29 protein-coding genes are annotated in these 26,025 nt (G+C 45.5%); 8 read left to right on the top strand and 21 right to left on the bottom strand.

Translation table 11 applies throughout. The annotated features are described in order from the left end of the window. Nucleotides 1–61 precede the first annotated feature (61 nt). Nucleotides 62–772: a LysE family translocator gene (locus BKB51_RS02985; RefSeq protein ID WP_085899602.1), complete on the bottom strand. Its 711-nt coding sequence runs from the start codon at nucleotides 770–772 to the stop codon at nucleotides 62–64. Between the two features lie 222 nt (nucleotides 773–994). Here BKB51_RS02985 and BKB51_RS02980 point away from each other — a divergent pair, with 222 nt between their 5' ends. Continuing rightward, a complete protein-coding gene (locus BKB51_RS02980) occupies nucleotides 995–1,876 on the top strand; it encodes a LysR family transcriptional regulator (protein WP_158090126.1) in 882 nt (293 codons plus the stop codon). Nucleotide 1,877: 1 nt separating this feature from the next. Here the strand turns inward: BKB51_RS02980 and BKB51_RS02975 are convergent, their stop codons facing one another. Then, on the bottom strand, nucleotides 1,878–2,783 hold the full coding sequence (locus BKB51_RS02975) for a LysR family transcriptional regulator (RefSeq protein WP_085899600.1): 906 nt from the start codon (nucleotides 2,781–2,783) through the stop codon (nucleotides 1,878–1,880). 147 nt (nucleotides 2,784–2,930) lie between these two features. Between BKB51_RS02975 and speB the strand changes: the two genes are divergently transcribed. The 3 genes from speB to BKB51_RS02960 all read left to right on the top strand — a co-directional run bounded on the left by speB (nucleotide 2,931) and on the right by BKB51_RS02960 (nucleotide 5,667). Further along, nucleotides 2,931–3,899, top strand: a complete 969-nt coding sequence (gene speB / locus BKB51_RS02970; protein ID WP_085899599.1) for an agmatinase — start codon at nucleotides 2,931–2,933, stop codon at nucleotides 3,897–3,899. A gap of 156 nt (nucleotides 3,900–4,055) precedes the next feature. Then, nucleotides 4,056–4,610, top strand: a complete 555-nt coding sequence (locus BKB51_RS02965) for a GNAT family N-acetyltransferase (RefSeq protein ID WP_085899598.1) — start codon at nucleotides 4,056–4,058, stop codon at nucleotides 4,608–4,610. Between the two features lie 124 nt (nucleotides 4,611–4,734). Next, nucleotides 4,735–5,667: an aminotransferase class IV gene (locus tag BKB51_RS02960; RefSeq protein WP_085899597.1), complete on the top strand. Its 933-nt coding sequence runs from the start codon at nucleotides 4,735–4,737 to the stop codon at nucleotides 5,665–5,667. Between the two features lie 195 nt (nucleotides 5,668–5,862). Here the strand turns inward: BKB51_RS02960 and BKB51_RS02955 are convergent, their stop codons facing one another. Continuing rightward, complete coding sequence (locus tag BKB51_RS02955; RefSeq protein WP_085899596.1) at nucleotides 5,863–6,399, bottom strand: peroxiredoxin-like family protein; 537 nt, start codon at nucleotides 6,397–6,399, stop codon at nucleotides 5,863–5,865. Nucleotides 6,400–6,551: 152 nt separating this feature from the next. Here BKB51_RS02955 and BKB51_RS02950 point away from each other — a divergent pair, with 152 nt between their 5' ends. After that, nucleotides 6,552–7,559: a helix-turn-helix transcriptional regulator gene (locus BKB51_RS02950; protein ID WP_085899595.1), complete on the top strand. Its 1,008-nt coding sequence runs from the start codon at nucleotides 6,552–6,554 to the stop codon at nucleotides 7,557–7,559. A 3-nt stretch (nucleotides 7,560–7,562) separates the two neighbouring features. On the opposite strand, the gene BKB51_RS02945 is transcribed toward BKB51_RS02950, so the two are convergent. The 3 genes from BKB51_RS02945 to BKB51_RS20705 form a co-directional block, all read right to left on the bottom strand. Then, a complete protein-coding gene (locus BKB51_RS02945; RefSeq protein WP_085899594.1) occupies nucleotides 7,563–7,946 on the bottom strand; it encodes a VOC family protein in 384 nt (127 codons plus the stop codon). A gap of 50 nt (nucleotides 7,947–7,996) precedes the next feature. Beyond that, nucleotides 7,997–8,698 carry a CatA-like O-acetyltransferase gene (locus BKB51_RS02940; protein ID WP_085899593.1) on the bottom strand — a complete coding sequence of 234 codons (702 nt, stop codon included), beginning with the start codon at nucleotides 8,696–8,698 and terminating at the stop codon, nucleotides 7,997–7,999. 425 nt (nucleotides 8,699–9,123) lie between these two features. Continuing rightward, nucleotides 9,124–9,300 (bottom strand): RSP_7527 family protein, encoded by a 177-nt coding sequence (locus BKB51_RS20705; RefSeq protein ID WP_158090125.1) that lies wholly within the window; start codon nucleotides 9,298–9,300, stop codon nucleotides 9,124–9,126. Nucleotides 9,301–9,531: 231 nt separating this feature from the next. On the opposite strand from BKB51_RS20705, the gene BKB51_RS02935 reads away from it, so the two are divergent. Next, nucleotides 9,532–10,053 (top strand): hypothetical protein, encoded by a 522-nt coding sequence (locus BKB51_RS02935; protein WP_085899592.1) that lies wholly within the window; start codon nucleotides 9,532–9,534, stop codon nucleotides 10,051–10,053. Nucleotides 10,054–10,266: 213 nt separating this feature from the next. Here BKB51_RS02935 and BKB51_RS02930 read toward each other — a convergent pair whose 3' ends face one another. The 4 genes from BKB51_RS02930 to BKB51_RS02915 form a co-directional block, all read right to left on the bottom strand. Then, complete coding sequence (locus BKB51_RS02930) at nucleotides 10,267–10,794, bottom strand: PAS domain-containing protein (protein ID WP_085899591.1); 528 nt, start codon at nucleotides 10,792–10,794, stop codon at nucleotides 10,267–10,269. A 118-nt stretch (nucleotides 10,795–10,912) separates the two neighbouring features. Next, nucleotides 10,913–11,440 (bottom strand): PAS domain-containing protein, encoded by a 528-nt coding sequence (locus tag BKB51_RS02925; RefSeq protein ID WP_085899590.1) that lies wholly within the window; start codon nucleotides 11,438–11,440, stop codon nucleotides 10,913–10,915. A gap of 141 nt (nucleotides 11,441–11,581) precedes the next feature. Continuing rightward, complete coding sequence (locus BKB51_RS02920; RefSeq protein ID WP_085899589.1) at nucleotides 11,582–12,109, bottom strand: PAS domain-containing protein; 528 nt, start codon at nucleotides 12,107–12,109, stop codon at nucleotides 11,582–11,584. A 231-nt stretch (nucleotides 12,110–12,340) separates the two neighbouring features. Beyond that, entirely contained in the window at nucleotides 12,341–13,534 is a 1,194-nt protein-coding gene (locus BKB51_RS02915) for an aminotransferase class V-fold PLP-dependent enzyme (RefSeq protein ID WP_085899588.1), read from the bottom strand. Nucleotides 13,535–13,664: 130 nt separating this feature from the next. On the opposite strand from BKB51_RS02915, the gene BKB51_RS02910 reads away from it, so the two are divergent. After that, a complete protein-coding gene (locus tag BKB51_RS02910; RefSeq protein ID WP_218043939.1) occupies nucleotides 13,665–14,675 on the top strand; it encodes a LysR substrate-binding domain-containing protein in 1,011 nt (336 codons plus the stop codon). Nucleotides 14,676–14,840: 165 nt separating this feature from the next. Here the strand turns inward: BKB51_RS02910 and BKB51_RS02905 are convergent, their stop codons facing one another. Then, complete coding sequence (locus BKB51_RS02905) at nucleotides 14,841–15,392, bottom strand: histidine phosphatase family protein (protein WP_085899587.1); 552 nt, start codon at nucleotides 15,390–15,392, stop codon at nucleotides 14,841–14,843. A gap of 239 nt (nucleotides 15,393–15,631) precedes the next feature. On the opposite strand from BKB51_RS02905, the gene BKB51_RS02900 reads away from it, so the two are divergent. Then, entirely contained in the window at nucleotides 15,632–16,168 is a 537-nt protein-coding gene (locus tag BKB51_RS02900) for a PAS domain-containing protein (protein WP_085899586.1), read from the top strand. 103 nt (nucleotides 16,169–16,271) lie between these two features. On the opposite strand, the gene BKB51_RS02895 is transcribed toward BKB51_RS02900, so the two are convergent. The 10 genes from BKB51_RS02895 to BKB51_RS02850 all read right to left on the bottom strand — a co-directional run bounded on the left by BKB51_RS02895 (nucleotide 16,272) and on the right by BKB51_RS02850 (nucleotide 26,002). Next, nucleotides 16,272–17,024, bottom strand: a complete 753-nt coding sequence (locus BKB51_RS02895; RefSeq protein ID WP_085899585.1) for an SDR family NAD(P)-dependent oxidoreductase — start codon at nucleotides 17,022–17,024, stop codon at nucleotides 16,272–16,274. Beyond that, on the bottom strand, nucleotides 17,021–17,560 hold the full coding sequence (locus BKB51_RS02890; protein ID WP_198946611.1) for a DUF3833 domain-containing protein: 540 nt from the start codon (nucleotides 17,558–17,560) through the stop codon (nucleotides 17,021–17,023). Before BKB51_RS02890 ends, BKB51_RS02895 begins: the two co-directional genes overlap by 4 nt. Beyond that, nucleotides 17,508–18,824, bottom strand: a complete 1,317-nt coding sequence (locus BKB51_RS02885) for an MFS transporter (RefSeq protein ID WP_085899584.1) — start codon at nucleotides 18,822–18,824, stop codon at nucleotides 17,508–17,510. The genes BKB51_RS02890 and BKB51_RS02885 overlap by 53 nt, the downstream gene beginning before the upstream one ends. After that, nucleotides 18,821–19,393, bottom strand: coding sequence for a chalcone isomerase family protein (locus BKB51_RS02880; RefSeq protein ID WP_198946610.1), 573 nt, complete (start codon nucleotides 19,391–19,393; stop codon nucleotides 18,821–18,823). Before BKB51_RS02880 ends, BKB51_RS02885 begins: the two co-directional genes overlap by 4 nt. Beyond that, the gene (locus tag BKB51_RS02875; RefSeq protein ID WP_085899583.1) at nucleotides 19,386–20,546 is read right to left on the bottom strand and encodes an SAM-dependent methyltransferase; all 1,161 of its coding nucleotides are present in this window, start codon (nucleotides 20,544–20,546) and stop codon (nucleotides 19,386–19,388) included. The genes BKB51_RS02880 and BKB51_RS02875 overlap by 8 nt, the downstream gene beginning before the upstream one ends. 114 nt (nucleotides 20,547–20,660) lie before the next feature. Then, the gene (locus BKB51_RS02870) at nucleotides 20,661–21,485 is read right to left on the bottom strand and encodes a DUF1365 domain-containing protein (RefSeq protein WP_085899582.1); all 825 of its coding nucleotides are present in this window, start codon (nucleotides 21,483–21,485) and stop codon (nucleotides 20,661–20,663) included. Then, nucleotides 21,476–22,723 carry an NAD(P)/FAD-dependent oxidoreductase gene (locus BKB51_RS02865; protein WP_085899581.1) on the bottom strand — a complete coding sequence of 416 codons (1,248 nt, stop codon included), beginning with the start codon at nucleotides 22,721–22,723 and terminating at the stop codon, nucleotides 21,476–21,478. The genes BKB51_RS02870 and BKB51_RS02865 overlap by 10 nt, the downstream gene beginning before the upstream one ends. A gap of 131 nt (nucleotides 22,724–22,854) precedes the next feature. Continuing rightward, entirely contained in the window at nucleotides 22,855–24,165 is a 1,311-nt protein-coding gene (locus BKB51_RS02860; protein WP_085899580.1) for a sensor histidine kinase, read from the bottom strand. Nucleotides 24,166–24,193: 28 nt separating this feature from the next. Continuing rightward, nucleotides 24,194–24,877 (bottom strand): winged helix-turn-helix domain-containing protein, encoded by a 684-nt coding sequence (locus BKB51_RS02855; protein WP_085899579.1) that lies wholly within the window; start codon nucleotides 24,875–24,877, stop codon nucleotides 24,194–24,196. Between the two features lie 174 nt (nucleotides 24,878–25,051). Then, nucleotides 25,052–26,002 carry a sterol desaturase family protein gene (locus tag BKB51_RS02850; protein ID WP_085899578.1) on the bottom strand — a complete coding sequence of 317 codons (951 nt, stop codon included), beginning with the start codon at nucleotides 26,000–26,002 and terminating at the stop codon, nucleotides 25,052–25,054. Nucleotides 26,003–26,025: the final 23 nt, after the last annotated feature.

Here is a 26,025-nt window from a genome sequence, read left to right as displayed (position 1 = left end):
GATAAAGCGATCATACCTTAGGTTTGAGGCTGAATTGTACCGGAACAAAAAGAACGAAAAATTATATCGTTGTCATGCCGAAATAGATGAGGCTGGAACCAAAGCCGAAAAAGATGAGGGCGATGAACTTGTTGATAAAGGTGACAGTTGCCGGTTTTCGGATCAGGCGAGATAGCTTGACGGCGGTATAGGCAAAGGCACTGAGAGAGAGAAAGGATAGCCCCATAAAGGTTCCTGTCATGAGCAGGAGCTGTGGTGTGGTTGCGACCTCTGTATTTAGAAAGAGTGGGAAGAGGGCAAGCAGGAAGATAATCATCTTTGGATTTGTCAGACCAACCAGCAGAGATTGGCGGAAAAGATAAGGGGCAGATCTCTGGCTTTGACGTGATGACGCAGAGGAACGGTGGATGCAATCGGTGTCGGCTCCGGCATCCCCCGTAGTATCTGTTGCGTTCTCGTCATCCAGGGAAAGATGGTCAAGCGAGATCATGCCCCTTTGCCAGTTCTGATAGGCGAGCCAGAGTAGGTAGCTACCGCCCAGAACCCGCAGAACGGAAAGGATTTTTGGTTCTGTCGTTATGATTGCCCCTAAGCCAAGTGTAACAGCGAGGCCAACACAGCCAATGGCTACAACATTGCCTAGGGTTGAATAGATTGTTTTTCCCATCCCCAATGACAAACCGTTTCTGATCGCAAGCACAATCGCGGGACCGGGGGCGAGAATATTTGCGCTCGCGGCAAAAACAAAGGCGATCCAGATTTCAAAGGTCATTACGGGCTCCTGATAAACTTTCTTTAGTTGGCCCAATTGTGATCCGGACCAGTTGTTCTGTGTTGACTCAAGCTTCTGGTATCTCTTTTTCAGGGATGATTTTTTAACGAAGGCTGAACAGAAGAAAGTTAACAATAAAAATAAAATCAAAAAAAATAGTTTGTTTTTATTAATAAATAAAAAATAATGATGCGAACTATTGATTTTATGGGATCGGCAAAGATGGACTTATCGGCATTACGTACATTTAAACTGGTGATGGATCTGGGCAGTGTGACGGCTGCGGCAGAAAGTTTGAATACAGTACAGCCCAATGTGACGGCTCGTATTCGAAAGCTGGAAAACGAGCTGGGTGTTTCGCTTTTCCTGCGGGCACATCGTCGTTTGGTGCCGACGCATGAGGCAGAGAAGCTGTTGGAGTATGCCAATGCCATGCTGACTTTGGAACGGGCAGCAAAGGGAGCGGTAAACCCCGGGGATGTCGGTCATATCCGAATGGGGTTTGTGGATACGCAGGCATCTCATCTGTTGCCACGCTTTATCACGGAATACCGTCGTTTTCATCCGGATGCAGAAATCTCTGTGGATACCGGGGTCTCAGGCTTTCTCAATAACGCGGTGAATGAATGTCGTCTGGATGCGGCGGTTGTGGTTGATCGTCGAAAACGCAGTACAGATCAGGATAACTTAACAACGCATATGCTTTTTACCGAGCCATTGGTTTACATTGCGCCAAAAGGCCTAACCAGACTGGAACAGGCGCTGGAATTGCCAATCATGGTTTTGATTCAGGAAGGCTGTGGCTATCGCAATTTTGCAATTGACTGGTATCGGGCACAAAATCTAACCGCCCCCAGGATGATGGAGATTTCGACACTGGACGGTATTCTCGCCTGTATCAAAGCGGGGCTCTGTGCTTCTGTTTTGCCACGGTCCATCGTTGAGAGTTTCGAGTTGGAGAACAGAGCTGCGGTCTTTCCTTTGGAAGGCGGAAATGCAGAGATCAATATTGCGTTGGTGCATCGGCCAGAGTTCAAGGGAGACCATCGGATTAATCTTCTGCTTCAAATGTTCCGCAATGGCGAAGTTATTGTCGCAGAATAGTTTAATCGGGTGATGTTTCTAGGGGGATTAGATTTAAAAAATCCTGTGTAAAAAGTTTTATGATTTCTCGTTGAGCAGGGGATTGTCGTGTTGCGAGATGAAAGTCTGACGTCCAGCTCAAATCTTTATGTTTCAGAGCTTTTAGGTCTCCCCGAGCTACCCATCTCTTTGCATAGTGGTCGGGTAAAGCCCCCAGGAATTTTCCGCTTAGGATCAGGCTGGCCTGTGCTTCCATATTGGAAACCAGTGCGGTCTGACCTTTGCCTTTCAACAACTCCAGACCGGAATGGGTATTGTAGCTGCGCAGACAGAGTTGATGGTCTTCTATTATCTGCGGGGTGATCTTATCGGAAGAGGCGTTGAAAAGAGGATGTGACGTACCGCAATAGAGAGAATGATGTTCTGAAGACAAATACTGATAACTGAGGCCTTCGATTTTTTGCGTAAAAGGGCCGATGGCAAGGTGTAGAGTACCGTTGATGAGCTCCAGCTCAAGTTCATTAGGCGGTGCGACATGAAACTGAAACTGGATATCATTTTCTCTGTCGAAAAAATTATTTATTGCTGTGCTGATGGGAAGAGCAGGGTTTGTCAGGTGTGCATCTACTACGCCAATTCGTAATGATCCTTTCAAGGTGTTTCGTAATCCAAGGAGATCACTTTCGAAGTCCTCAAACTGGATCAGCATTTTTCGGCATCTCTCATAAGTTTGTTGTCCTCTATCCGTTAAGTGAAAGCCGCTTCGTCCCCGTTCACACAAGCGATAGCCCAGGATGATTTCCAGATCACGGATATGATTGCTAATGGCTGGTTGGCTTATGCCGAGGTCATATTGTGCACCGGAAAATCCACCGTGTTCCACGACCTTGCAAAAAGTACGGAGAAGTTTTTCTGAAAAGAGGCTCATGGCTTTGTTCTCTTCGTTAATGAGTTTTCATATTACATTATAAAATACAATGTAAAGATAATTAAAATCATATTTTATAATGTAATGAGATCTGGCTCAATTTGGTGAACAGGCCTTTGTCAGGCTTGGTAGCAGATGGAGTAAATAATGGCAGATCATGGTTACGAAGCAGGGCGGTTAGATTTGCCCTTTGTTGGAATTTCAACTTTTGGCAAACGGGAGTATGTTGCTGATTGGGACAAAATCGATGCAGATGTCGCTGTTCTGGGCGCACCTTTTGATTTTGGCACACAGTGGCGAGCCGGGGCACGTTTTGGTCCCCGGGCCGTACGAGAAGCATCGACCCTTTTTTCTTTTGGCCATGCGGGTGCCTATGACCACGAAGATGAAGCGACCTACTTAGGATCTGATGTCCGTATTGTGGATATCGGGGATGCGGATATTATCCACACGCAAACGGAAAAAAGTCATGCCAACATAGAGCTGGGTGTTCGTAAAGTTCTCTCTGCGGGTGCGTTGCCGGTTGTCATCGGTGGTGACCATTCCATTAATATTCCCTGTATAAATGCTTTTGCGGATGATGCGGCAGAAAAGGGCTCCATTCATGTTGTGCAAATTGATGCGCATCTGGACTTTGTAGATGAGCGACATGGTGTGACCCATGGGCATGGCAACCCTATGCGGCGGGCGATTGAAAAAGATTACGTATCCGGCATGACACAATTGGGTATTCGTAATGTGTCTTCTACAGCTAAAGAAGGTTACGACGATGCTCGTTCTCGGGGATCTGATATTCTCTCCGTTCGTCAGGTACGCAAGCTTGGTACCGAAGGTGTTCTTGATCGAATACCGAAAAATAAACGTTATTATGTGACCATTGATATTGATGCGTTCTGTCCGTCTATCGCACCGGGGACAGGGACCCCCAGTCATGGTGGTTTTGCCTATTACGATGTGTTGGAAATTTTACAGGGGCTGACCAAACAGGGGAATGTTGTCGGGATTGATCTGGTTGAGGTTGCCCCCGCTTATGACCCTACGGAAAGTACGCAGATACTGGCAGCACAACTGTTGATGAATTTTATTGGTTTTATCTTCCATGAGAAAAGTAAATAAAATCAACTCTCTATGATTCGTCTTTCTTTTGTTAGGTTATAAAGGAAGTCATGTGTTGTTATCAGAAATCCAAATGGTCTCTAAAATAGACCGTATGGATTATTGATTTCTCTGTTAGCTTTTGTTCTCAAATTTTTTCCCATCAGGTTCATTCTCATGCATGCCAAAATCTCCTCTGCTCAAACCCTTGCCGGCAACACCCTTATGACCGAGCGATTAATCCTGCGCCCTTTTTCTTCAAAAGACGGTGATATTTTGTTCCAACTTTATGGCAATGATCAGGTTATGGCGATCCGTAAAATTGGCACACAAACCCGTCAGGAAAGTGATTCTCAGCTCGCAATTATAACCGATCACTGGCAGCGCCGTGGCTTTGGTCTCTGGGCTGTTTTTGATCGTAAAAGTCAAGCATTCATGGGTGAATGTGGCTTACGGGAAGAGAATGAAACCGATGATATGCCTGATAGTGAAATGATAGAACTTTCCTATGGCCTGTTACCGGAATTCTGGGGGGGTGGCCTGGCCACAGAGGCTGCGCGAGCGGTACTTGATTTTGGGAGAGAGAAGCTGGGTATGAAGAAGATCCATGCTTTTGCGCAAAAGAAAAATGCTGCGTCTTTGCATATTCTCTCCAAGTTTGGCTTTCAGCACGAATATGATTTTGACGAAGATGGTGAAGTGATCACTCGCACGGTTCTAGAAATAGATTAGGTTGTTAAAAGATAGATGGGAGCTGTTAGTCGCGAAAACTTATTGACTGCATCGGGAAAAGGGCTGTTAGCTAACAGCTCGTGAATAGTTCTGATTTTTCATGCTCCCAAAAGTTGGAGATCTGATGCCCTTACCACAAGTAACGCAAACCTATCGCGATCCTCATCGTTACCCCATGGGTATCGCTTTTCTTGACGATCAATATGTCCCTATGGATCAGGCGAAAGTTTCTGTTCTGGATTATGGCTTCCTGCATTCTGATGCTACCTATGATGTTGTCCATGTTTGGCAAGGGGCTTTTTTCAGACTTGATTTACATCTGGATCGTTTCTTTGCTGGCTTGGAAAAGCTTCACATGTCTATTGCTTATGACAGGACGGCGGTAACCGAAATTCTACAAAATTGTGTGGCTTTGTCGGGGCATCAGGATGCTTATGTCGAGCTGATTTGTACACGGGGAAACTCTCCTGATTTTAGTCGCGATCCCCGAAATGCTGTAAATCGCTTCATGGCTTTTGCCATTCCCTTTGGATCTGTTGCGAACAAGACGCAGATGGAGCGGGGATTACACCTTGCGATCAGTGACAGGGTTCGTATTCCATCAAGCTCAGTTGATCCCTCGATAAAAAATTATCATTGGCTGGATCTGGTTCAGGGGCTTTATGATGCCTATGAAAAAGGGGCAGAAACGACACTGTTGATTAACAATCAGGGTAATATTGCGGAAGGTCCCGGTTTTAATGTTTTTGCTGTCAAAGATGGCTTTGTGACAACACCAGACAGTGGCGTGTTACTGGGCATCACTCGTCAGACAGTTTTTGATCTCTGTGCTGAGTTAGGTATTACTTGTGAAGCAACTCAAATATCCCGGGATGAGTTGATTGCTGCAGATGAAATTTTTATCTCGTCCACCGCTGGCGGGGTTATGCCTGTAACACGGTTAAATAACGCTGCTGTCGGTGATGGTCAGCTTGGCCTGGTATATAGGCAAGTGCATCAGCTTTATTGGGATAAGCACAAGGATCCTGCATGGGCACTGCCTGTAAAATGCAGTTGAGTAATAGATCTGAGTGAATGATATTTTTAGCGCTTGGAATCTCGCAATAAAAAAGTCCCCGGCCTGCTTGTGTGTGTGGTGGGCCGGGGACTCATTTCTGGAGATATAGGAGGTATCTTGACTACGCCAACATTGCCAAAATACGGGTTATCTCCAGAAACTCGATATGTCTGTTTTCTTTAACTGACTTCGATTTTAAACTTCGCCTGTGTATTCGCCACGACCGGGATAGTCGTTGGCAATGACGAAATCCAATGCGCCAATCATTTCTTTGAATACAGGGCGGACAAACGGCATTGTCTGGACTGAAGCATAGTAGAGTGTCTGTTCAGGTGTGACGAGGAAGACACCAGGTTCAGAAAAGAGAGCAGGTTCTTCGATACCGATAGACGTCTTGCCGCGGGACGTAGAAATATAGAGCCCCCATTCCCTGGCGACTGAAAGCGGCAGATCATAGGCAAAACGCAGGCTCTTGGCGTCGATTTTTGCTGCCATTTCTTCTGTACGCTCTTTCCCGTCAGAGCTGATGGCAATGGTCTTTACACCACGCTCAGCGAATTCAGGGGTCAGACGCTCTAGCTCTTTCAGATAGTTGGCACAGATCGGACAGTGAAGGCCACGGTAGAAAGTCACCAGTGTATAGCGCTCGGCACCATCACTGCTGAGATTAAAAGTGCCATCATTGAGTGTTGGCAAAGAGAGGTTCGGGGTTTTCTGACGAGGCATCAGCATTACAAGGGGTACCTTTCTGAAGGGCATATGGTCTGGTAAATCATTTGGCTGGACTTCAGCGCTTGATTTCTAATATAGTGAACTCAGGAGTTCTTTTTGTGCATAAAAATTGATCTATCGTACAAAATTGACGTGCTGAAAAAGAGATTGTCTTGGAAAAATCATTTAAAAAAGCTGATCGATTGTCGTCCCTTATTCAGAGGTTTCACATTCGTGCCCGTGTGCAGAGCATCGGATGTGATCTGTCAGTATCTGAAATCGAAGGGCAAAATCTTCAGCTGGAACAAGCGTTAGAGACGGGAAGTCAATCCGCAAACTCCGCGGATTTACTCGGGCATGATAATCTAACGAAGTTAAGGCCCGAGATGGATGGAGGCGCTGAAATTTTGCATGCTGGATTTCCCATTGGGGAGGCCAACTTTTTTGTTGTTCAGCGAGGACAGATTTCATCGTCTGCCCCAGAGTTTGAGGGGATGGAAGCAGATGTTCCCTTGTTGGTGTTTTATCCACGTGGTGTGCCCAATGATTTCAAGATTGTTTCTCGAGGTGCGTTCGGACATAGCAGCTTGGATCAAGCTCAGGGTGCAAATGGTTTTGTGTGTGCTGTCGTCGATACAGGGGGAGAGGCGAACCCCATCGCTTTGGCGCTTCCTGATCTGGTTATTGTGCGGCTTGGTCAATCGGCTCCGTTACGGGCTGTCACCGATATTTTGTTAGAGGAAGCAATTGCCCCGCGTTGTGGGGGGCGTGCTGTTATTGATCGTCTTTGTGAAATCGTGGTGATACGTCTGTTGCGACATTTGATCGAGGCGGGGCAAACAGAGGTCGGGTTATTGGCAGGCTTGGCAGATCCGAATATCTCGTTGGCAATTATTGCGATGCATGACAACCCGGACCGCAACCTGAACCTGGAAGACCTTGCCGAGATATCAGCGATGTCCAGGACCCATTTTGCCAATTCCTTTCGTAAACTGGTGGGTGTTACGCCCGGGCAGTATCTTTCGAACTGGCGTTTAACCCTGGCGCGAACAGAGCTGGTCAAGGGCGTGCCGCTAAAGGCCATTGCAGGGCGGATCGGTTTTTCCAGTTCAGCCGCACTGTCGCGGGCATTTACCCGCCGTTATGGTGTCAGCCCCAAACAGGAAATGCAGCGGGGGTAACGTCTATTCCCGTAATTCAGCGTAAACCGCTTCGATATTATGGCCGTCGGGGTCCAGAATAAAAGCAGCGTAATATCCTTCCTCATATTCAGGTCTCAAGCCCGGCTTACCATTGCAAGTTGCGCCATTTTCAAGGGCAATACGATAAAACTCATCAACGCTTTTTCTGTCGCGGGCGTTAAAAGATATATGAACTGCCTGGGATAGGGGGGCCTCTTCGTCTGCTTGACGTATTTCAAACATGTCGTGAACACTGGTGCCATAACCGATAACCATATCCGGTATATCCAGAACCTGATCATATCCCAATGCTGACATTATCCGGTCGTAAAAGGCTTTACTGATTTCAAGGTCTTTTACTTTTATCTGTACGTGATTAAAAATCATTTTTCTCTTTAAGGCAGGAATGGATTTCAATTATTGTTAATTAGGTAACGTTATGAAAAATTGCGACAATTCCCTTCTAAATTTTGAAAAAACTGTGCCATGTGTATGCCGTCGACAAGGGCATGATGGGCGGTCAGATTAACTGCAACATCCCAGCTTTCCTGGTTTGATGCTGTTGCATCGGATAGGTTTTTCCGGGGGACAAATTTCCCCCATGCCAGACGGGGAATACAGTCATCCGGCCCTTTCAGGGGGTGTTGCATGTCCGTAAAGTCTAACCAGGGAAGGCAGGACATAAAAATCCAGTAATCCGTACTGGCGGTTTTTTCATCCAGTTCTGTTTGCGCTTTTCCTGCTGTAACCGCACTGTGACAGTTTTCGTTAAATGCCTGCCAGCCGGGGGTATAGGGAATTTCACAAAAGGCAAAACGATCATTTTCAATTGGAACGGTGACCGAGGGATGAACCCAGTTGTGTTCTATAACCGAAGGTTGTCCGTTTGTGTCGCGAAAGCGGGTCCGGAGTTCTGGCACGGCATTGAATGCCTGCATGATACAAAAGAGCATCGCATTGAAGGGGGAAGCGCCATTGCTGTGTTTTGCCTTCATTATGGCCGTGACATCAATACGTGTTGTGATGCTGAAATGGGGAGAGGCAAAATCCTTGAACATGGCGTACTGGCTTTGCCGAGGCCATGTCGACAGATCTATTTCCCGTTCTTCTTGTTCTGAAAAGAGTGCTGTTTGTGCCATCTGGAAGGAACCGTTTTACTAAATGGATTACTGCTTCTTTGGTTTCGAAAAAGAATAACAAGTTAGCGACAGGGGGCAATAATCATCTTTGGTCAAGAATGATGTTCTTGATAACCTATTATTGTTTTTATATTTTTCCGCTAAAGAATTCTGGGCTTCTAGACCTTAAAATATAAGGATTTAAGGCCTCGAGAACCCCGATTTTAAAAATCGAGCAGACTTATTACTGTGTCTTGGTAACTGTGTTGTGGGCAAAAAAAGAGGATGTCGAAATGACATCCTCTTTTTTTAGACCTGAGTATTCAACCGATCTTCGTATTCAACTTGGTCAGATGATATGAGTGTTGTTTCCTTTCGGATGAAAACAACACACCGTGGGGTTAGCACTATCTGAGTTTTTGAAACAGAAGCTCTGGCTCAATGACTTAGGCGTGTTTCATTTTGTGGTAGCTCATGCTACTCAGGAAATCTTTGATAGATTTGAACATAGCAGTCAACAGGCGACCTGCAGCTTCAGAGCGCAGGCGGTGTGCTTCACGAACATGAAAGTCGATATCAGCAGCTGTAAAATCAAAATCTTTGGCAGTTACGATGGGTTTCATCGAATTAGTCCTTTTGGTGATACTCATAAAAGAGTGGTTGCCCTTGGTGACTAATATGCGCCTTTTTTGCCAAATGATAATATGCGAAAAAGTATAATGATTGTTTCTTATTTTTTGATAATAGTTTTTTAGTGTCAATGCTATTAGAGGCTTGATCTAATTAATAGATTTGCTTAAAAATCAACTTTAATATGCAATATCAATCGAATATTCAATTTTAAAAGGCGCCTAATGAAAAAACTATCTTTAATATCGGGAATAATTATAGCTGTAGCTTTACTTACTGCTTGTGCAAAGAATGAATACAGGCCTGTGCCATCAGCAACATTGTTTGAAGATGATTCTGAGAATTATTTCGTAAAATCGATTATTATAAAAAAAGAACCCAATATTAAATCAGAAGAGATTACTGAGCACCTCAAAACAGCTTTTAAAAACCTTCCAGTATCAGATCAGATAGACGGAGTAGCATTGGAGCTATCTCTTCTAGTAACAGATCTCAGAGATCCCAAGTTTTTTGGGGGAGACAACAAACTGTCATCCACAATTGTGCTAACTAGACAAGATAACCAAAAAAAAGAATATGAGATAAGCCTTAATACCATTAAAGCAAGTCGAGGAGGAAATACATGGGGGTTGATTGCAGAATTAATTGCTGAAGATGAAGCTATACTTGCCAATCAGATGGTAGAGCTTATTAAGAGATGGGTTTTAGACGAAAATAAACTCAAGCTTTCAAAGGAAGCAATCTAGGGTTTGGATCTATAAATAGGCTGTAGAAGACATCGTTCTTGTGATTTTCTATATTCTGCGGAAGGGATAGCGATATGTTTTTCTTGTTGGATTTTCTGAGTTTTATATAATTTCGAGTTGAACCTTTTAGACAGTTAACTTGAAGGTTATTCAGAAAAATGTATCCATGTACTCATAATAGGTATTTAGTAAACATACTCCCCTGAGTAACCTTTATAGCCAACGCTTCACGGCTTCTTCTTTTTGTGTGCCTGATTGGGGACCTTCGTTTTCTGTGAAGGACTGGAAGGTAATGAAGACCATTTCGGGTTCGTTTTCCAGTTTTTGAAGGGGACAGATAATGCGTGCATAGTGAAAAGAGCGCCCATCCTTGCGGGTGCAGGTCATTATCCCGAACAATGGTTGTCCTTGGTCCAGTGCTCTAGTCACTTCATCACAGACATTAATTCTGCTGGGGTCATCTAGAAAAGCGTCATATGTTTTACCTGTACCACTGACAGACAGGTCCATAAATTCTTCTGCAACAATACCAACCAGACGAACGCGCGGGTTTTTATTTTCGCGGTCATTTTCGACCAGCATTTCATAGCCTAGGGCAAATTTAATATCGGCGGGATTTATATCCTGGCGGGAAGGTAACCGTCCCAGTTTCTCACAAAGTTCAGAATACCAGTGCCAGCTTTGCAGCAAGCGGGGGTATTCTTCTAGTTCTGAAAAGTCCGATTGCGCAGAAAGGAACATGTACTGTCACCACGATGTAATTATTATAAACAGCTATCAGGATAAGATATAAATCCTAAACAGAATATGACCAAGCGGCTTATTATCAAATAATTAGTTGCGTGATTTTTCGATTAAATTAAAGCCAGCGTTTCATGAATTCTTCTTTTTGGGCGCCCGCTTCTCTGTCGTCATTCTCCTTAAATTTTTCTAGGATGGCAAAAGTCATTTCCGGCTCATTCTCAAGGGGGGAGAGCGGATATATTATCCTAGCGAAACTAAAGGTCTGTCCATTCGTTCGTGCGTACCTTGCAATGCCAAAAAGGGGCTGTCCTTGGTCAAGTGCTGTTATAAGATAATTGCAGGCCTTTATACGGCTCTCGTCTGATAGAAAGGCGTCGTAGGTCTTGCCGGTTGCACTGTGCGGGAGACCCGTGAATTCCTCGGTAATTGTTCCGATTAGTCTTACCCTTGGATTCATATTCTTGCGATCTGTTTCGATCAGCATCTCATACCCCAGAGCAAACTTGACATCTATGGGGTCTATATCCCGGCGGGAAGGTAACCGCCCCAGTTTTTCACAAAGCCCGGAATACCAATACCAGCTTTTCAGCAAACGTGGATATTCTTTGAGTACAGACAAATCCGATTGCGCGGAAAGGAACATGTAGTGTCACCTACTCTGTAATTTCTACAATCAGGTATCAGGATATGTTATAAATTCTAAATATTATATGACGATTCTAAACGCAATACGATCAGACGGCCGTTTATCTCATAATGAAATAGGTGGTTTAAATCGATCGAATTAAAGCCAGCGTTTCATGGCCTCTTCTTTTTTTGCGCCAGTTTCGCGGTCTTCGTTTTCTGTAAAGGCCTGGAAGATGATGAATACCATTTCCGGTTCATTGTTTTGTGAGTGAAGAGGACAAATTAATCTGGCGTAACCCAGAGTTCGTCCATCTTTGCGGACGTATGTTGTTGTTCCGAACAAAGGCTTTCCTTCATCGAGTGCTTCCGTAAGTTTACCGCAGGCGGCGACCCTACTCTCGTCCGTGAGAAAGGTATCATAGGTTTTCCCTGTAGCACTGACAGGCAGGCCCATGAATTCTTCTGCAACAATGCCAACCAATCGAACGCGCGGGTTTTTATTCTGGCGATCATTTTCGACCAGCATTTCATACCCCAGCGCGAACTTGATATCCAACGGGTTAATATCTTGTCGTGAGGGAAGGTGTCCAAGCTTTTCGCAAAGACTGGAATACCAATACCAGCTCTCAAGTAAGCGTGGATATTCTTTGAGTTCTGACAAATCCGATTGCGCGGAAATGAACATGGAGTGTCACCACCGTGTAATTTTCACAAGCAGGTATCAGGATATGTCATAAATTCTAAACATAATATGACCAAGCTGCTATTTGTCGTATTTTTAGGTCAACTTTCTGATCGATCTTACGTAGCCTCTTGGTGCGAAGCATAATTTATTGTGAAAAAATAGCAGCTTGGGTTTGTTTTTGATGCCTTCTCTTTTAATTCCTTTTCTCTGATCTTTGATATGTTGAGTTTATTATTCTTTGGCAATTTCGTGGATGATACTGATAAACGTGTCGAGTTCCTGATGATCGTTGTAATAGTGCACGGACGAACGGATTAGAACAGGCAGATTGTTTTTGGTGGCATCCAGTAATGTGCTGGACGGTGATGATGTGCTGACATTCACGCCCTTTTGCAGGATCGTTTGTACAGCATCTGCAGACTCTTTGCCGCTAATAGAGAAGGTAACAATACCACATTGCTTGGGGCACAGGGTATGCAGATTTACACCGTCGATGGCCCGTAAGTTATCCCGTAGATAGTTTGCCAGTTCGTTTATTCTGGCTTGAATGTTTTCCAGCCCGATTTCAAGTGCATAGTCGATGCAAGCCCCCATGCCCAGTTTGGCCGCATAGTTGTTTTCCCAGTTTTCGAACCGCCGTGCGTCAGATCTTAACACATACTCGTTCTCGCTGACCCAGGTGGCCGAAAGCAAATCAATCATGGGCGGGTGTAGATGTTCAATGACAGATGATCTGACATAAACAAAACCGACGCCACGGGGGCCACGTAAAAATTTGCGGGCGGTGGCAGAGAGAACATCGCATTGAATTTTTTCGACATCCAGCGGCATTTGCCCTGCAGATTGGCAGGCATCAACGACGTAGAGAATGTTATGTTTACGGGCAATTATGCCGATTTCTTCGACGGGGTTCACCAGACCGGAATTTGTTGGAACGTGGGTGACAGAAATAACCCGGACGCGGTCGTCAATCATTTCTTCCAATGTTTCAAGAGAAATGACGCCATTTTCATCGCTGGGGATTACTTCGACGAATACATTTTTCTCTTTGGCAATTTGCAGATAGGCCACGTAGTTAGAGGCATATTCCGCTTCGACGGTCAGAATACGGTCGCCAGCCTGAAAGGGAATAGCATAAAAGGCCATGGCCCAGCCCACTGTTGCGTTTTCGACAACGGCAACTTCGTCTCTGTGACAATTTATCAAGCGAGCGACAGAATCATAAACGGCTTCAATGGCATCATGTTTTTTGTTTGCAGCTTCATATCCACCGATCGCTGCTTCTAGTTCAAGATGATCAACCTGACTTTGTAGAACACTTTTAGGCATTAGGGATGATCCACAATTATTCAGGTGAATACAGCTTTTTTTTCCGGGAGTATCAGCAAAAATTCTTTCCAGATCACTTTTAATATCTTTGGGCATTTCATTTACTTTCTCTGAAAAAGGTATTTGTTCTGCAAAAAAGAATACGAAATACTGGTATCTTCTCAAACGATTTAAAATCAGTATGGCTTTACAAAAAATCAAGTTGTCTGCTTAATTGAGTTTATGAATGAAGATAGGTAAGGGCAAAGAGGCTGCAATGAAATTACCCCCGATGACTGCCATAAGGCACTTTACCGCAGCGGCTTCTCACTTAAGTTTCAAGGAAGCTGCCCGTGAACTTTGTGTCACCGAAGGTGCCATCAGTCGGCAAATCAAGTTACTGGAAGAATATTTGGGATGTACCTTGTTCCTGCGATTACACCGTGGCGTCCAATTAAGTGACGAGGGACGCAAGCTCTATGATGTGACAGATCAGGCATTGTTTCAAATTGCGCAGGTAACGGATGAAATACTGGGCGGTGTGTCCAATTTTACCCTTTCGGTAACAACGTCCTTTGCCATTCGTTGGTTGATGCCACGATTATCGGGGTTTGAGGCCTTGTACCCCAATATTCCGATCAGTCTGCAAACCGTTACTTACCCTGGAACCGCACAAAGTCGCCGATTTGATGCGTCGATTATCTATCAGTTGGGCGATCCGGCAGACAAGGCAAGCAGGGTACCTGAAAACAGCGAGCTGATTATGACTGAATGGTTGTTACCAGTTTGCGCACCGGGATATCTGCCGGGGTATCTGGAAGAGCAACTTGTAAAGAATGGTAAAACAGAAAGAGTGAGTAGTGGGAAAGCGTTGTTACTGCAGGACTTAAAGGATCATCGTGTGATTTTTAACGAACCCACAGGGAGAGATTGGCGCAGTTGGGCCGTCAAATCGGGAGATGTCGAACTTGCGCTGGATCGTGCCCTTAAGTTTGAACATGACGATACTGCTATTCAGGCGGCGGTGGCGGGGCATGGTATAGCCCTTGCTAATCTGGCGTATGTTTCAAATGAATTGAAGTTGGGAAGTCTGGTGCCAGCTGTTGCCTGTGAGGCCCTACCCATTGGGGCGCATTACCTTGTAACTGAAAAAGCAAAGACCGGGTTATCACATGTTGAGACATTTCGGGATTGGTTGATGGCAATTGCGGAGAGTTTTAAGGCCGAAATCACGACGCTATCGCAGTTAAAACAATAGTCGAATGTTTTTACGGGAAAGATAATCTCTGGACAAACTTTTCCTCAACCAAGTTGCCCCGAAGTATTTATCAACTAGGTGCTTGTACGGAGCTATTTATCCGGATGTTGGATTTATGGGAGAGATTGGTATTCGGCGCTGGATTGGCTGAGTGCCTTACCATGACTATTTGTATCTTATGATTTCGCAGTTATCCATCAGGCGTCCGACCAGGCCCTGAAAGAACAACCCATGCCCGACAATAGCGAGTGGACGCGTTGCCAGTGGGGGCACAGTCGTGTTTTTCAGACGTGCGGCAAAGTCTTCTATACGTTTGTTGAAAATATCTTCTGGCTCATGGGGAACACCGTGTTCGTTTTCCGGACCTTTATGCCACCAGTGATCATCAAGGTGTTCGAAGCAGAGATTTGGAAAGTCACGGGATAGCGTATCAGGGTGGCGGCCAACATCACAGCTGTTACAGACCATTTCCCTGTGTCCGGCCTCGATGGTTATTGGCACATCTTCTTTGAAAATACGTAATGCCGTCTGAACTGCGCGGGTAAGGGGAGAGCAAATAACATGCTGAATGTTGAGATCTGCAATCATTTCTCGTGCCCGGTCTGCCTGTGATTGACCCAAGGGCGTCAAGGGGGCGTCATAGATGAGAGGGTCAATTCCGTCACGGGCTGTTGCATTGAATTCTGACTGGCCATGGCGAATTAGGTAAACAGGCATTGATTTCTCATTTTAGAAGCAGGATCGGATAATTTATTATAGAATATTATGCGAAAATTCTTTTGTTTACAATGTGTTATTGAAGTGAAATTTTCTGAGGAATTAGTAAGGTGCTTTCCTAAAGGATTGAAATAAAAGTTTGTATATTCGTTGAATTTTTACCTTTTTCCTCAAGAATGAATGCTATTATATGAAATAGTACAATCAAACTGTTTGTGTGACAGTGTGGAGTTTGAGCAATTATTGAACTTTTTCATCCCCGTAGTCAGGCGTTGTTGGACTACTGGCAAAGTTTGCCTCGTGAGGGTGTTTTGCCTCTGCGGAGTAGTTTTTTTCCAGAAAAAGTGCCCCAGATTTTACCCAGCCTGATTATCTATGAGATGGTAAATAAGGATTTTATTCGATTTCGCCTTGCGGGAACGGCAGTGCGTGAGCGTATGGGTTTTGACCCTACCGGGCAAAACTATCTGGATTATGTTGCTGATGAACGCAAGGTAAAGGCCAGTCAGTCATTCTTTTCTGTGGTTGAACAGCCTTGCGGTATGCGGGTTGTTTCAAACCATGGGATGTCTTCGGGACGACGCATGTTTTTGGAAGTTTTCATGTTACCATTGGAAAACGACATGAGCCCGAACCCTATCGTTTTGTGTCAGAGTAATGAGATTAAACCGGATACAGACGAGCAGATACCCGATAATGCCAGGTTGGAAAACATAACGGTTATGCGCCGCGATTTTATGGATATCGGTGCCGGGGTATCTGACTTTAAAGATTAGCGGACTGTACTCAACTGCAGGGGCTATGGGAATACAAGACTTAGCTAAATAAAATAGCTTGTCCAAATAAATTATGCGCCAGCAAAGCTTATGATAACGCGTGTTATTGATCTTTCATCAGTCTAAAATAAATCCAGCTCGGTAGTATTCTAAGAAGCTTGAGGAAATAAGTGAATTTTTTGGGGAAGTGAATTTCAAAAGCTCGGCTTTGCAGGCCAGAAGCAATGGCTTTGGCTGCGTTTTCAGGTTCTATAATCATCGGCATTTTGAACGGATTTTTATCCGTCATGGGGGTTCGGACAAAGCCGGGATTGATGACTTTTATGTCGATGGCGGGGTTTTTGTTCTCTATGCGTAGGCTTTCAGCCATGTTGATGATAGCGGCTTTGGTCGCGCTGTAGGGTTGACCGTTGGGCAGTCCTCTATAACCAGCGACACTGGCGCAAAGGGCTATTTGTCCTTTGTCCTGTTTGCGTAGAACTTTCAGGATATGCGTGCTGAAAACAAAAGCACCGGTTAGATTTACATCAATGGTTTTCCGCACCTCTTGGATTTCAATGTCTTCAAATTTGGTCGGGTTATAATAGCCCGCCATGTAGATTGCGCTATCAATCCTGGGGAAGTGTTTTGTGATCTTGTTACAAGCTTCTTCTATGGAAGCGGCATCACTGACATCACAGGGGACAACAAGATGCTGCCCACCCAAGGCTTCGTTAATGTCGTTCAGTTCCGGGCGGCGGCGAGACGAGAGGGCAAGAATAGCCCCCGCATCTGAAAGCTCGCGGGCCAGCGCCAGTCCTATGCCGCTACTGGCCCCTAAAATCCAGATATGTGCCCCTTTGAAGCTTTTAATCATCCGTCCTGCTTTTGCATGAAGAGTGTCAGTTCGCCAACCGTAAACCCAAATTTCTTGAGATAGGACCGATTGATGAGAATGCCGTCATTCATTCGAAACATCCAGTCGTCAAAGGTGATTTTGTAGGTCGTGTCACCAACGGGCAGATCCATTTGATAGGCCCAGCGCATGGCACTACCGGTAACCTGACCATCGGCTTTACCCAGGATATCGGCGGCTGTCCCTTCGTAACGACCTGATGCCAGGCGTTTAATGGTCCAGGTTCTGTCCTGTGTTTCGCCGTCGTAATAGGCAAAGGTTTCTTCCAATGTACCTGTATCACCATCCCAGGATCCGTGCATAACCACATCAAAGCGTCTGACCACTTCACCTTTACGGTTTTGTACCAGTCCCCAAGCCTTGATTGGACCGGTAAAGTATTCCTGTAAATCCATTGTCGGTTCGGAATTTTCATAGTGTTTGAGTGAAGGACCGGAACAACCGCTAAGCATCATGCTGCCCCCCAAAAGAAGAGTTAGAACCAGAAGAATACGCATGATCTTCCCTTTGTTTTAATTTTCGAATCCACGAAAGAAGCCCCAAAGCTGCACATACTTTGATGATGCAGGGGGCCAGTGCATAGGTGAAACTGAGGGCCAAAAGTGCCTCGCTATCATTTTGTGTTGCTGGTGAAAAAGATGTCGCTCCCAATATCAGGAAGGCAATACCACTGCCCAGGGCCAGCGCCGTTTTAGACAGGAAAGCAAGGATGGAAAACAGAAAGGATGTATTTCGCGTTTTATCCTGTGCGTCGATTAGTTCTGACAGAATTGCAGGAGGAAGTGATAGTTCACCGCCAAGGGCAATTCCGGAAAGAATGCAGATTACTGCAAATTGCCAGATATCATCGGGTTGTAAGAAAAAGGCCCAGACAAAAGTTGTGGCGGCAAGCAGCATGGCAATTGCCCAGGAAAAAAGCTTTGAGGATCGTTTGGCGATGGTCAACCAAACCGACATACCGCAAGCACCGGACAGAAAATAGACCAGCAGAAAAGCACCTGTGTACTGTTCTGCTCCCAACAGATCCCGTGTGAAGAAAACCATGAGAACCGCGGGAATAGCAGAGGCCAACGTGCTGATAAAATAAATCCCGAAGAACCATTTGTTGGATGGCAGAAGCAATTCGTTCAGGTTGATTGATTCTTTGTTGTTTCTGTTCCGCAAGTTTACAAGGGCATCATACTTTTTGTGCTCTTTATTCCAGATTATAAAAACCGAAAACCCGAGAACAAGAAAGAGGATCAACACATAGGAATATTCATTAAAGGTGATAATTCCCGGAAGAACTGCGGCAATAATCAGACCGATCAATCCAAAAGCTTCCCGCCATGAAGTAATACGGTTTTTTTGAACCCCGTTCTGGCTCCAGGTACTGCCCAAAGCATTAAGGTTGATGATCATAATACTATAGGCGGTTGTCGCGAGAACCAGACTTATTGCCAAACCTGCTAGCCCCATGCTTTTTTGAGGATGAAAGAGCATGAAAAATCCAAGCGCCATAAGAAGGCTGGCGATGAATATGATTAAAGGTCGCTTGTCGTTGTAGAGATCGGAAAAGACACCGATCAAGGGGTCTTGAACAGCGTCAAAAACCCGTACAAGAATAATGACAATACCAATCCCGGATAAAGAAAGCCCCATTGTTGTGGCATAAAAATCCGGCACGTGGATATAGAGTGGCAATCCGGCAAAGGCCAGCGGAATTGCCAGAAAGCTATATTGGAACAGGCTTTTTCTCGAGATGGTATTGTTATCGGTCATGATTGCCCCAAAAGCTTTGCTCGTAATTGCGGGGCACTGGTTTTTGTATTGAGCCAGATATCAAAAAAATAATGCCCGAAATCTGGGTCGCTTATCCGGCCAATCTCTTTGTTTTTATGAAAGAAAATGCTTTCACCATTTCCCGCATAGATCCCGGTCAGGTTGGTGCCTTCTTTGACATCCGGAAAGATGTTGAGCATCTGGTTATGCCAGGCCGCAAGCTTGACTTCGTCGTCAAACCCAAGGCTGCGAATTTCTTCTGCGGACTTGTCGGCAATGTCTCGACCATCAATGTCCCTCAGATAGGTCAAGCTCAGCGCAAAAGGTTTTTCTGCACTCCATTGACCATTGGGGGCCAGTAATTCAGCGTCATAAACATCCCAGAACAAGATAGACAGCCGACCTTTGCCAACGGCCTGAGCAGAGGGAACATGCTGGGCGACGAGATCATTGCCTGCGGCTGGTGAGGACATTGCAATATGGCTTGCTAAAACCAGAGACAAAGTCAAGCATATGGCAAGTGACAAATGACGCGACAGGAAGCGTGGTGCAATATATCTTTTACGCATGGCGCAACTCTGCGTGCATGACGCTGGTGCGTCCGGTTGAAAAACCTGCAATACAGGCCGCCAGATAAAACCGCCACAGGCGAATGAAACTGTCATCAAAGCCTTGTGCTTTGATGTTGTTTCGCTGGCTGTCAAAGCGATGTAACCATTCTTCGAGTGTACGGGCGTAATCCTGACCAAAGTGGAACTCTTCGTTGACAACAAGCCCTGATTTGGCTGCTTCTTGTCTAAACTTGCTGGGACTGGGGAGCATGCCGCCAGGGAATATATAGCTGCGGATAACATCACCGCCGCGACGGTACTTTTCAAAACGGCTGTCGTCGATTGTGATCGTCTGTATCATTGCTTTGCCGTCTTTGCTCAGCAATGATTTGACTTTGTCAAAATAGGTGGACCAGTAGCGTTCACCGACTGCTTCAAACATTTCAATGGAAACGATATGGTCAAATTTGTCTTGTTGATGTCTGTAATCTTCAAGGGCGATTTTGGCGCGCGCACCCAAACGAGAGCTAGCATAGTGATGTTGCTCGTTCGACAAGGTGATGCCCTTTATGTCGAAATCGCCCTGGTTGGCGGCCCGTTCTGCAAAACCGCCCCAACCACAACCAATTTCCAGAAGTGATCCGGATTTTCGATCCAGTTTGTTTAACAGTCGATCATATTTGTTGTTTTGCGCCTGTTCCAAATCATCTGTTTCGTTCAGGTACAAACCAGAAGAATAGGTCATGGTGGGATCAAGCCAAAGCTTATAAAAATCATTCCCTAGGTCATAGTGGGCATGGATGTTTCTTTTGCTGCCCTGCAGGGTATTTAAACGAAAGAGGTAGGTCAGGCGGGAAAAGGTTTGAAAGATACGGCTGCCAAAAACAAAGCGTCTGAATGCCTGATCGTTTTGTAGTCCCAAAGCGATGAGGTTGGGCAGGTTATTTGTTTCCCAGTGTCCTTGGCGATAATCTTCGGCAAAGCCGACATCACCGCGTGCAGCCAGATTTGTGACCACACGCCAGTCATGCATTTCCATCTTGGCCTTGATACCGGGTTGTTTGCCTTCGAAAATACGAACTTGACCATCTGGCGTTGTTAGGGCGAGAGAACCATATTGGAGACTATCTAGACTTTTGAACAGTTGTGATGATGCTTTTAGTCCAAACATTTTTTATCAGGCCTCGTTGGGTTTCGTTAATTGTTTTGGGTCGCTTAAAACGGTTTTTCTTTTGTGATGGTTACAGAATACGGGGGTGAAAATAACCCCTACATTACGTGTACATTAACTTTTAGTAAGGTTACTGGAACTTTTAGTAAGGTTATTGGTTACACTGAATTTTTCTGACTTTTGGTCGGGTTTCGTCAGGTGTTTTATACCTTTTACGATCAGTTTGATTGCTTGCCAGTGGATAAGATAAATAGCCTTGAAGGTAACCAGCGGGTGTTGCCAGAAGGCCTTGGTTACAGCCGCTTTTGTCAGGGGGGATAACTTGCCGCACAGGGACGTTGCCAAGGTTTTTTCTCCACTGGCATTGAAAAGGTCAATACAGACGGCAAAGTGGTTTACTTTGAAATTGAAGCGGAATTCGTAATGCCCTTCGCGTTCTATAAAAGGAGATACATGAAACAGCTTTTTTGTCTGTAGCGTGTCGTTTGCTTCAATGGGGCGGCCATCTTCGTGTTTGCATAGATAGCAGTGGGTTTCACCAAATGTATTGTTTACCTCGCAAATAACGGCGCGAAGCTTTTCATCCTGATCAAGGCAAAGCCAGAAACTTACGGGATTGAAGACATATCCAAGAATACGCGGCATAGCTACAAGCATGATTTCACCATCAGCTTGTGTTACTCCAAATCGTTCAAGTAATTCTCTGGCCCACGATCTCAGGCAACTGCCATCTTTTTTTCCATGATCTTTTTCATAGAAACTCACCAATCCTTTTTTATTTATAGGAAATTCCAGATTGGTACTCGTGGGGGAGAGTTGTGAAAGCGGTAGGCAATAGTAATAGATGCCATAGGTAAAGTTGTTCACCTTTGGAGAAAAGCGCTTGTGAAAAACTTTGGCATTTAAAAGTTTCGGAAGGCGTTTGGGCGCTATTCCCATGGAATTGATACTCCAATCTGTTGCGCAACCCTGACGGCACTTGCCAGCCCATCTTCGTGAAATCCATATTGTTGATAGGCTCCACAGAACCATAGATTGTTTTCACCCTGAATAGTGCTGATCTGTTCCTGGGCGTCGACAGCTTCTTTTGTAAAAACGGGGTGCTCGAATTCATTCTCATCATAAACAAGATGACCGGCAGGGCGTCTACCGGGGTTTAGCGTAATGATGACGGGATTATCGTGATCAATGTCTTGAAGATTGTTCATCCAGTAACTGAGGGAAACACTTTCGCTTTGATCGTCCTGTTGTTCGGACAGATAAACCCAGCTTGCCCATGACCCTTTTTTACGTGGCATAAAGCTGGTGTCCCCATGAACAACAACCGTATTTTTTTGATAGGTGAAGTTTCCAAGAATACGTTGTTCGTCTTCGGTCGGGTTGTGCAACATTTTGAGGGCTTGGTCGGCGTGGCAGGCAAAAACAACCTGATCATAGATTTCATTCGTGCCCTGATCGTCCAATACCTGAACCTTTCCCTTTTCTCTTTTGACAGAGACGACACCACAATTCAGTCTTATATGATCTGAGAAGCTGGTACTTAAGCGCTGTACGTATTCCCGGCTTCCGCCCTTTACCGTATACCACTGGGGATGTTGATTAACACTTAAGAGGCCATGATTGTCGAAGAAGCGAATAAAGGTGCGGGCAGGGAATTTGAGAATGGTTTCGACTGAGCAACTCCAGATGGCAGCACCCATGGCTTGTAGGTAATAACGTTTGAACCAATCGCCAAGATTAAGATCATTCAGGCACTGTTCCAATGAAGCATCTTTATTCTTTTCTAGATAGGGCAGGGCTTTTTTATTAAAGCTCAGAATATCCCAAATCATTTTCCAGTATCTGGGCCGCAACAGGTTTCGCCTTTGCGCGAACATACCTTTGCTACCATATTCCAGCCAGCCGTCCTGAATAGAGGCACCAAAAGACATATCGCTTTCTATTGTCGGCACATTCAGGTGCTTGAACAGACGGGTCAGGTGATAATAATTTTTGTGGTTGAAAACTATGAATCCCGTATCCACAGGAGTTCGCGTCCCTTTGGGAGAGATGTCGATCGTACGGCTATGTCCCCCCAGATAGTTCCCTTTTTCATAAACGGTAATGTTATGATGGGGATGCAACAAATATGCTGCTCCCAGACCGGAAATACCTGAGCCAATGATTGCTATTTTCATATGATTACAATCAGCTATCCCGTCTTACCTCTTTCTGTCCTGAACATTACAAAATGGTAATGAACGAAATGGTTTGTTTTATCCTTTGCTGGTTTAACTGATAGTGGATTTCTTGATGGGTGTGTTTGATTTCATGAAAAGCGGATGGTTAGGCGCAGGCCTTTTTCACCGTTTTCTGCTGATATATGTCCCTTATGTAAATCAGTAACAGCCCCGACGAGGCTAAGACCCAACCCACTGCCGGGGGTATGTCTGCTGCTTTCTGCGCGGTAGAAGCGTTCGAATATTTTTTCCAGATCTGTCGAGGGAACGCCGGGGCCATTATCTTCAATGACAAAGACGGTCTCTGTTCCCTGTTTGTGAAGGCCGAGGTCGATCCTGCCCCCGGTCGGGGTGAACTTAACCGCGTTATCCATCAGGTTGCCAAAAGCCTGAAATAACAGGTTCCTGTCACCCTGTAAGACAAGAGTTTCGAAATCCTTCTTCAGTGTGATGGATTTCTCTTCAAGGAGAGGCTCATAGAGCTCAATGACATCTTGGAGTAACTCACCCAGTTCAAGCGGTTCGAAAGCGGAATGTTGTTTGCCTGATTCAATTCGGGATATGCGCAAGAGAGCATTAAACGTGCGCTGCATCTGATCTGTTTCATTGACCAGTTTATCGACAGTTTCATAAGCTTGTTGGTTTTGAGCGATATGATCTTGCGAGCGCAGGTCTTCCAGATTGTGGTGCAGGCGGGTTAACGGAGTCCGCAGGTCATGGGCAATGTTATCCGATACCTGCCTGATCCCCCGCATCAGCAGTTGGATGCGATCGAGAAGATCGTTGATAACCCCTGCCATATAGCTAAGATCATCCCAGCGGGATGTTAGTTCTATGCGCTGAGAAAGATCCCCGGTTTCTATAATCTGTTTTGCCGTAAGAGCAATACGGTTGGTGTTGGTCGCGACAAAACGGCTGATCAGATAGCTGGTGATGATAACAAGAACCATAAAGCCGATGCTGAGGAAGCTCAGCCATTGCATCAGTTTGTAATCACTTGTTACGGGTGTGATGTCGACACCTATCAGCAAACGGTTTTTATTGGGATAGGTATATATCTTTGCGGCATAATCCTTTTCGGTGTCCGGACTGTTGGCCTCAGAAGCGACCGGTATCGAAAAAGTCAGAGTTCCTTCGGCAAGAAGAGAAACTGTTTCTGGCAACTCATCAAGGTTTCCGACAATCTTTTTTCCATCCGGTGACAGGAGCAGGTAAACCCGATCAGGCCTGTCCAAAGCGCTGGCAATACGGATAGGGTCTTGCCACTGAGATACGTAACTCAAGTCGGTGTCGATGATGGCTTCGGTGCCATGGACAAAATGCCCACGGGTAAAATAGTAGCTGAAATAACCGAGTATGATAACCGCTGTCCCACAGAGCATGAGAAACAGAACGGCCATCTGAAAGCTTGAGCTGCGGGCGTAAGATCTATGGGTTGTCTTCGATGATATATCCGGCACCACGTATTGTCTTTATCAGTGAAACATCAAAATCCTTATCGACCTTACCTCTAAGGCGGCTGATATGCACGTCGATCACATTTGTCTGCGGGTCAAAATGGTAATCCCATACGTTTTCCAGCAACATGGTCCGGGTTACAACCTGCCCCTTGTGCTTTAGCAAATATTCCAGCAGTCGAAATTCACGGGATTGCAGTTCTATGGCCTCTCCGCCACGCTTGACCTTGCGAGAGAGTAAATCCACCTCAAGATCCTGTGCGGTTAAACGCGTTTCTTGCTGGTTTCCCTGGGGGCCATTACGTTTGCCTAAGACCTCTATTCTGGCAAGCAGTTCGGCAAAGGCAAAGGGCTTTACCAGATAGTCGTCGCCACCGGATCTAAGTCCCTTCACCCGGTCATCGACTTCGCCAAGTGCGCTGAGGATTAAAACTGGGGTGTGATTATCAGTACCACGCAATGTTCTGATAATGGTCAGGCCATCCAGTTCCGGTAGCATACGATCAACGATAATGACGTCATAATTTTCAGTCGTCGCCAGAAACAGCCCGTCTTTGCCGTTGTCTGCGGTATCCAGATTATGCCCCTCTTGCTTGAGGCCGTTGCTGATATAGTTCAGGACTTCCTGATCATCTTCTACGTAGAGAATGCGCATATAGAGGAACTGCTACCTGTTTGTAATAAAAGTGATTATTCCTGGAATTTAAACATACCCTATTTAATCCGATCAGGCTTTATTTTTCTTTTACGAGATTAATATTCCTGAGGTTGATGACTCAATATTGATATTCTGACTTTTTCTATCTGCTTCTGAATATCTGTTTCTGGCTTAAATTTTGGGCTTTGTATTTTCTTCCGAGATCAGGGTGGTCCAGCCTTCTTGATCCAGTTCCTTGATCTCTTTGAAGGGCCAGACCAGCTGGGCCGGGAAGCTTGCGGGCATTTCTTCTGTTATGCCAATTTTGGCTGGGGGGCGGCGATCAGGATTGATCCACGTGCCAAAAACCATGTCCCAAACCATCAGATTTTCGCCGTAGTTTCTGTTCCCTTCGATAATCTTTTTACTGTGGTGCCAGCGGTGCAGACCGGGGGTGTTGAAGACCATGGAAAGCAGGCCAAAGCGCATGTCCACGTTACAATGTGTCAACATACCGATATAGGCGGTTATGGCGGATAGCCACGTGATTGCTTCTAACGGTGCGCCCAGGGCGAGAGGAATACTGATGCCCAGTATAATGGACAGCAGGGAATCAATAAAGTGGAAACGTCCGGTGTTGACGATCCACAGTCTTGTGACGGAATGGTGGATGGCATGGAATTTCCAAAGCGGTTTCCACTCATGGGAAATTCTGTGCGCCCAATAGAGACCGAATTCAGCGGCAACAAGCGTCATGATCACCTGAATAGCCAGCGGCCAGTCGCGTGGCCAGATACCATAACCTTCGCCCTGCATCGGCGTAATATAGGCGGTAATGCCAATGACACCACTAAAGGTCACCAAGCCTTGGACAAGCCCTTTACTTGTCAGGGTATGGGCGATATTGGCAAAGGTCTGTCCATCGTTTTCCAACCACGTCTGCTCGAAGGGCATTTTGCGTTCCAGCAAAAAGAGCGCAATTGCCAAGGCCAGATAGGTCAGGTTAAAGACGATCACCGGACGATCAATGGCAAATCCATAAGCTGTAGTACAAATGCAAAAGACAAGAAGCACAGGCCATGCTGTTCTTGATAGTATTTTTCTTCCCAAGCCCTCGTTGGCTGTTGCATTTTCAATCGCCATTTGTCCCCACTACTTAATCTTAA

Source organism: Kiloniella majae, assembly GCF_002118315.1.
GTDB classification, from domain to species: domain Bacteria; phylum Pseudomonadota; class Alphaproteobacteria; order Kiloniellales; family Kiloniellaceae; genus Kiloniella; species Kiloniella majae.
The sequence above is the reverse complement of the archived record's forward strand: the minus strand, read 5'-3'. Positions and strand labels throughout refer to the sequence as shown.

Bases quoted from the DNA above. Each gene is read 5' to 3' on its own strand.
- BKB51_RS02985 (WP_085899602.1), bottom strand. From the start codon at position 772: ATGACCTTTGAAATCTGGATCGCCTTTGTTTTTGCCGCGAGCGCAAAT.
- BKB51_RS02980 (WP_158090126.1), top strand. From the start codon at position 995: ATGGACTTATCGGCATTACGTACATTTAAACTGGTGATGGATCTGGGC.
- BKB51_RS02975 (WP_085899600.1), bottom strand. From the start codon at position 2,783: ATGAGCCTCTTTTCAGAAAAACTTCTCCGTACTTTTTGCAAGGTCGTG.
- speB (WP_085899599.1), top strand. From the start codon at position 2,931: ATGGCAGATCATGGTTACGAAGCAGGGCGGTTAGATTTGCCCTTTGTT.
- BKB51_RS02965 (WP_085899598.1), top strand. From the start codon at position 4,056: ATGCATGCCAAAATCTCCTCTGCTCAAACCCTTGCCGGCAACACCCTT.
- BKB51_RS02960 (WP_085899597.1), top strand. From the start codon at position 4,735: ATGCCCTTACCACAAGTAACGCAAACCTATCGCGATCCTCATCGTTAC.
- BKB51_RS02955 (WP_085899596.1), bottom strand. From the start codon at position 6,399: ATGCTGATGCCTCGTCAGAAAACCCCGAACCTCTCTTTGCCAACACTC.
- BKB51_RS02945 (WP_085899594.1), bottom strand. From the start codon at position 7,946: ATGATTTTTAATCACGTACAGATAAAAGTAAAAGACCTTGAAATCAGT.
- BKB51_RS02940 (WP_085899593.1), bottom strand. From the start codon at position 8,698: ATGGCACAAACAGCACTCTTTTCAGAACAAGAAGAACGGGAAATAGAT.
- BKB51_RS20705 (WP_158090125.1), bottom strand. From the start codon at position 9,300: ATGAAACCCATCGTAACTGCCAAAGATTTTGATTTTACAGCTGCTGAT.
- BKB51_RS02935 (WP_085899592.1), top strand. From the start codon at position 9,532: ATGAAAAAACTATCTTTAATATCGGGAATAATTATAGCTGTAGCTTTA.
- BKB51_RS02930 (WP_085899591.1), bottom strand. From the start codon at position 10,794: ATGTTCCTTTCTGCGCAATCGGACTTTTCAGAACTAGAAGAATACCCC.
- BKB51_RS02925 (WP_085899590.1), bottom strand. From the start codon at position 11,440: ATGTTCCTTTCCGCGCAATCGGATTTGTCTGTACTCAAAGAATATCCA.
- BKB51_RS02920 (WP_085899589.1), bottom strand. From the start codon at position 12,109: ATGTTCATTTCCGCGCAATCGGATTTGTCAGAACTCAAAGAATATCCA.
- BKB51_RS02915 (WP_085899588.1), bottom strand. From the start codon at position 13,534: ATGCCCAAAGATATTAAAAGTGATCTGGAAAGAATTTTTGCTGATACT.
- BKB51_RS02910 (WP_218043939.1), top strand. From the start codon at position 13,665: ATGAAGATAGGTAAGGGCAAAGAGGCTGCAATGAAATTACCCCCGATG.
- BKB51_RS02905 (WP_085899587.1), bottom strand. From the start codon at position 15,392: ATGCCTGTTTACCTAATTCGCCATGGCCAGTCAGAATTCAATGCAACA.
- BKB51_RS02895 (WP_085899585.1), bottom strand. From the start codon at position 17,024: ATGATTAAAAGCTTCAAAGGGGCACATATCTGGATTTTAGGGGCCAGT.
- BKB51_RS02890 (WP_198946611.1), bottom strand. From the start codon at position 17,560: ATGCGTATTCTTCTGGTTCTAACTCTTCTTTTGGGGGGCAGCATGATG.
- BKB51_RS02885 (WP_085899584.1), bottom strand. From the start codon at position 18,824: ATGACCGATAACAATACCATCTCGAGAAAAAGCCTGTTCCAATATAGC.
- BKB51_RS02880 (WP_198946610.1), bottom strand. From the start codon at position 19,393: ATGCGTAAAAGATATATTGCACCACGCTTCCTGTCGCGTCATTTGTCA.
- BKB51_RS02875 (WP_085899583.1), bottom strand. From the start codon at position 20,546: ATGTTTGGACTAAAAGCATCATCACAACTGTTCAAAAGTCTAGATAGT.
- BKB51_RS02870 (WP_085899582.1), bottom strand. From the start codon at position 21,485: ATGGGAATAGCGCCCAAACGCCTTCCGAAACTTTTAAATGCCAAAGTT.
- BKB51_RS02865 (WP_085899581.1), bottom strand. From the start codon at position 22,723: ATGAAAATAGCAATCATTGGCTCAGGTATTTCCGGTCTGGGAGCAGCA.
- BKB51_RS02860 (WP_085899580.1), bottom strand. From the start codon at position 24,165: ATGGCCGTTCTGTTTCTCATGCTCTGTGGGACAGCGGTTATCATACTC.
- BKB51_RS02855 (WP_085899579.1), bottom strand. From the start codon at position 24,877: ATGCGCATTCTCTACGTAGAAGATGATCAGGAAGTCCTGAACTATATC.
- BKB51_RS02850 (WP_085899578.1), bottom strand. From the start codon at position 26,002: ATGGCGATTGAAAATGCAACAGCCAACGAGGGCTTGGGAAGAAAAATA.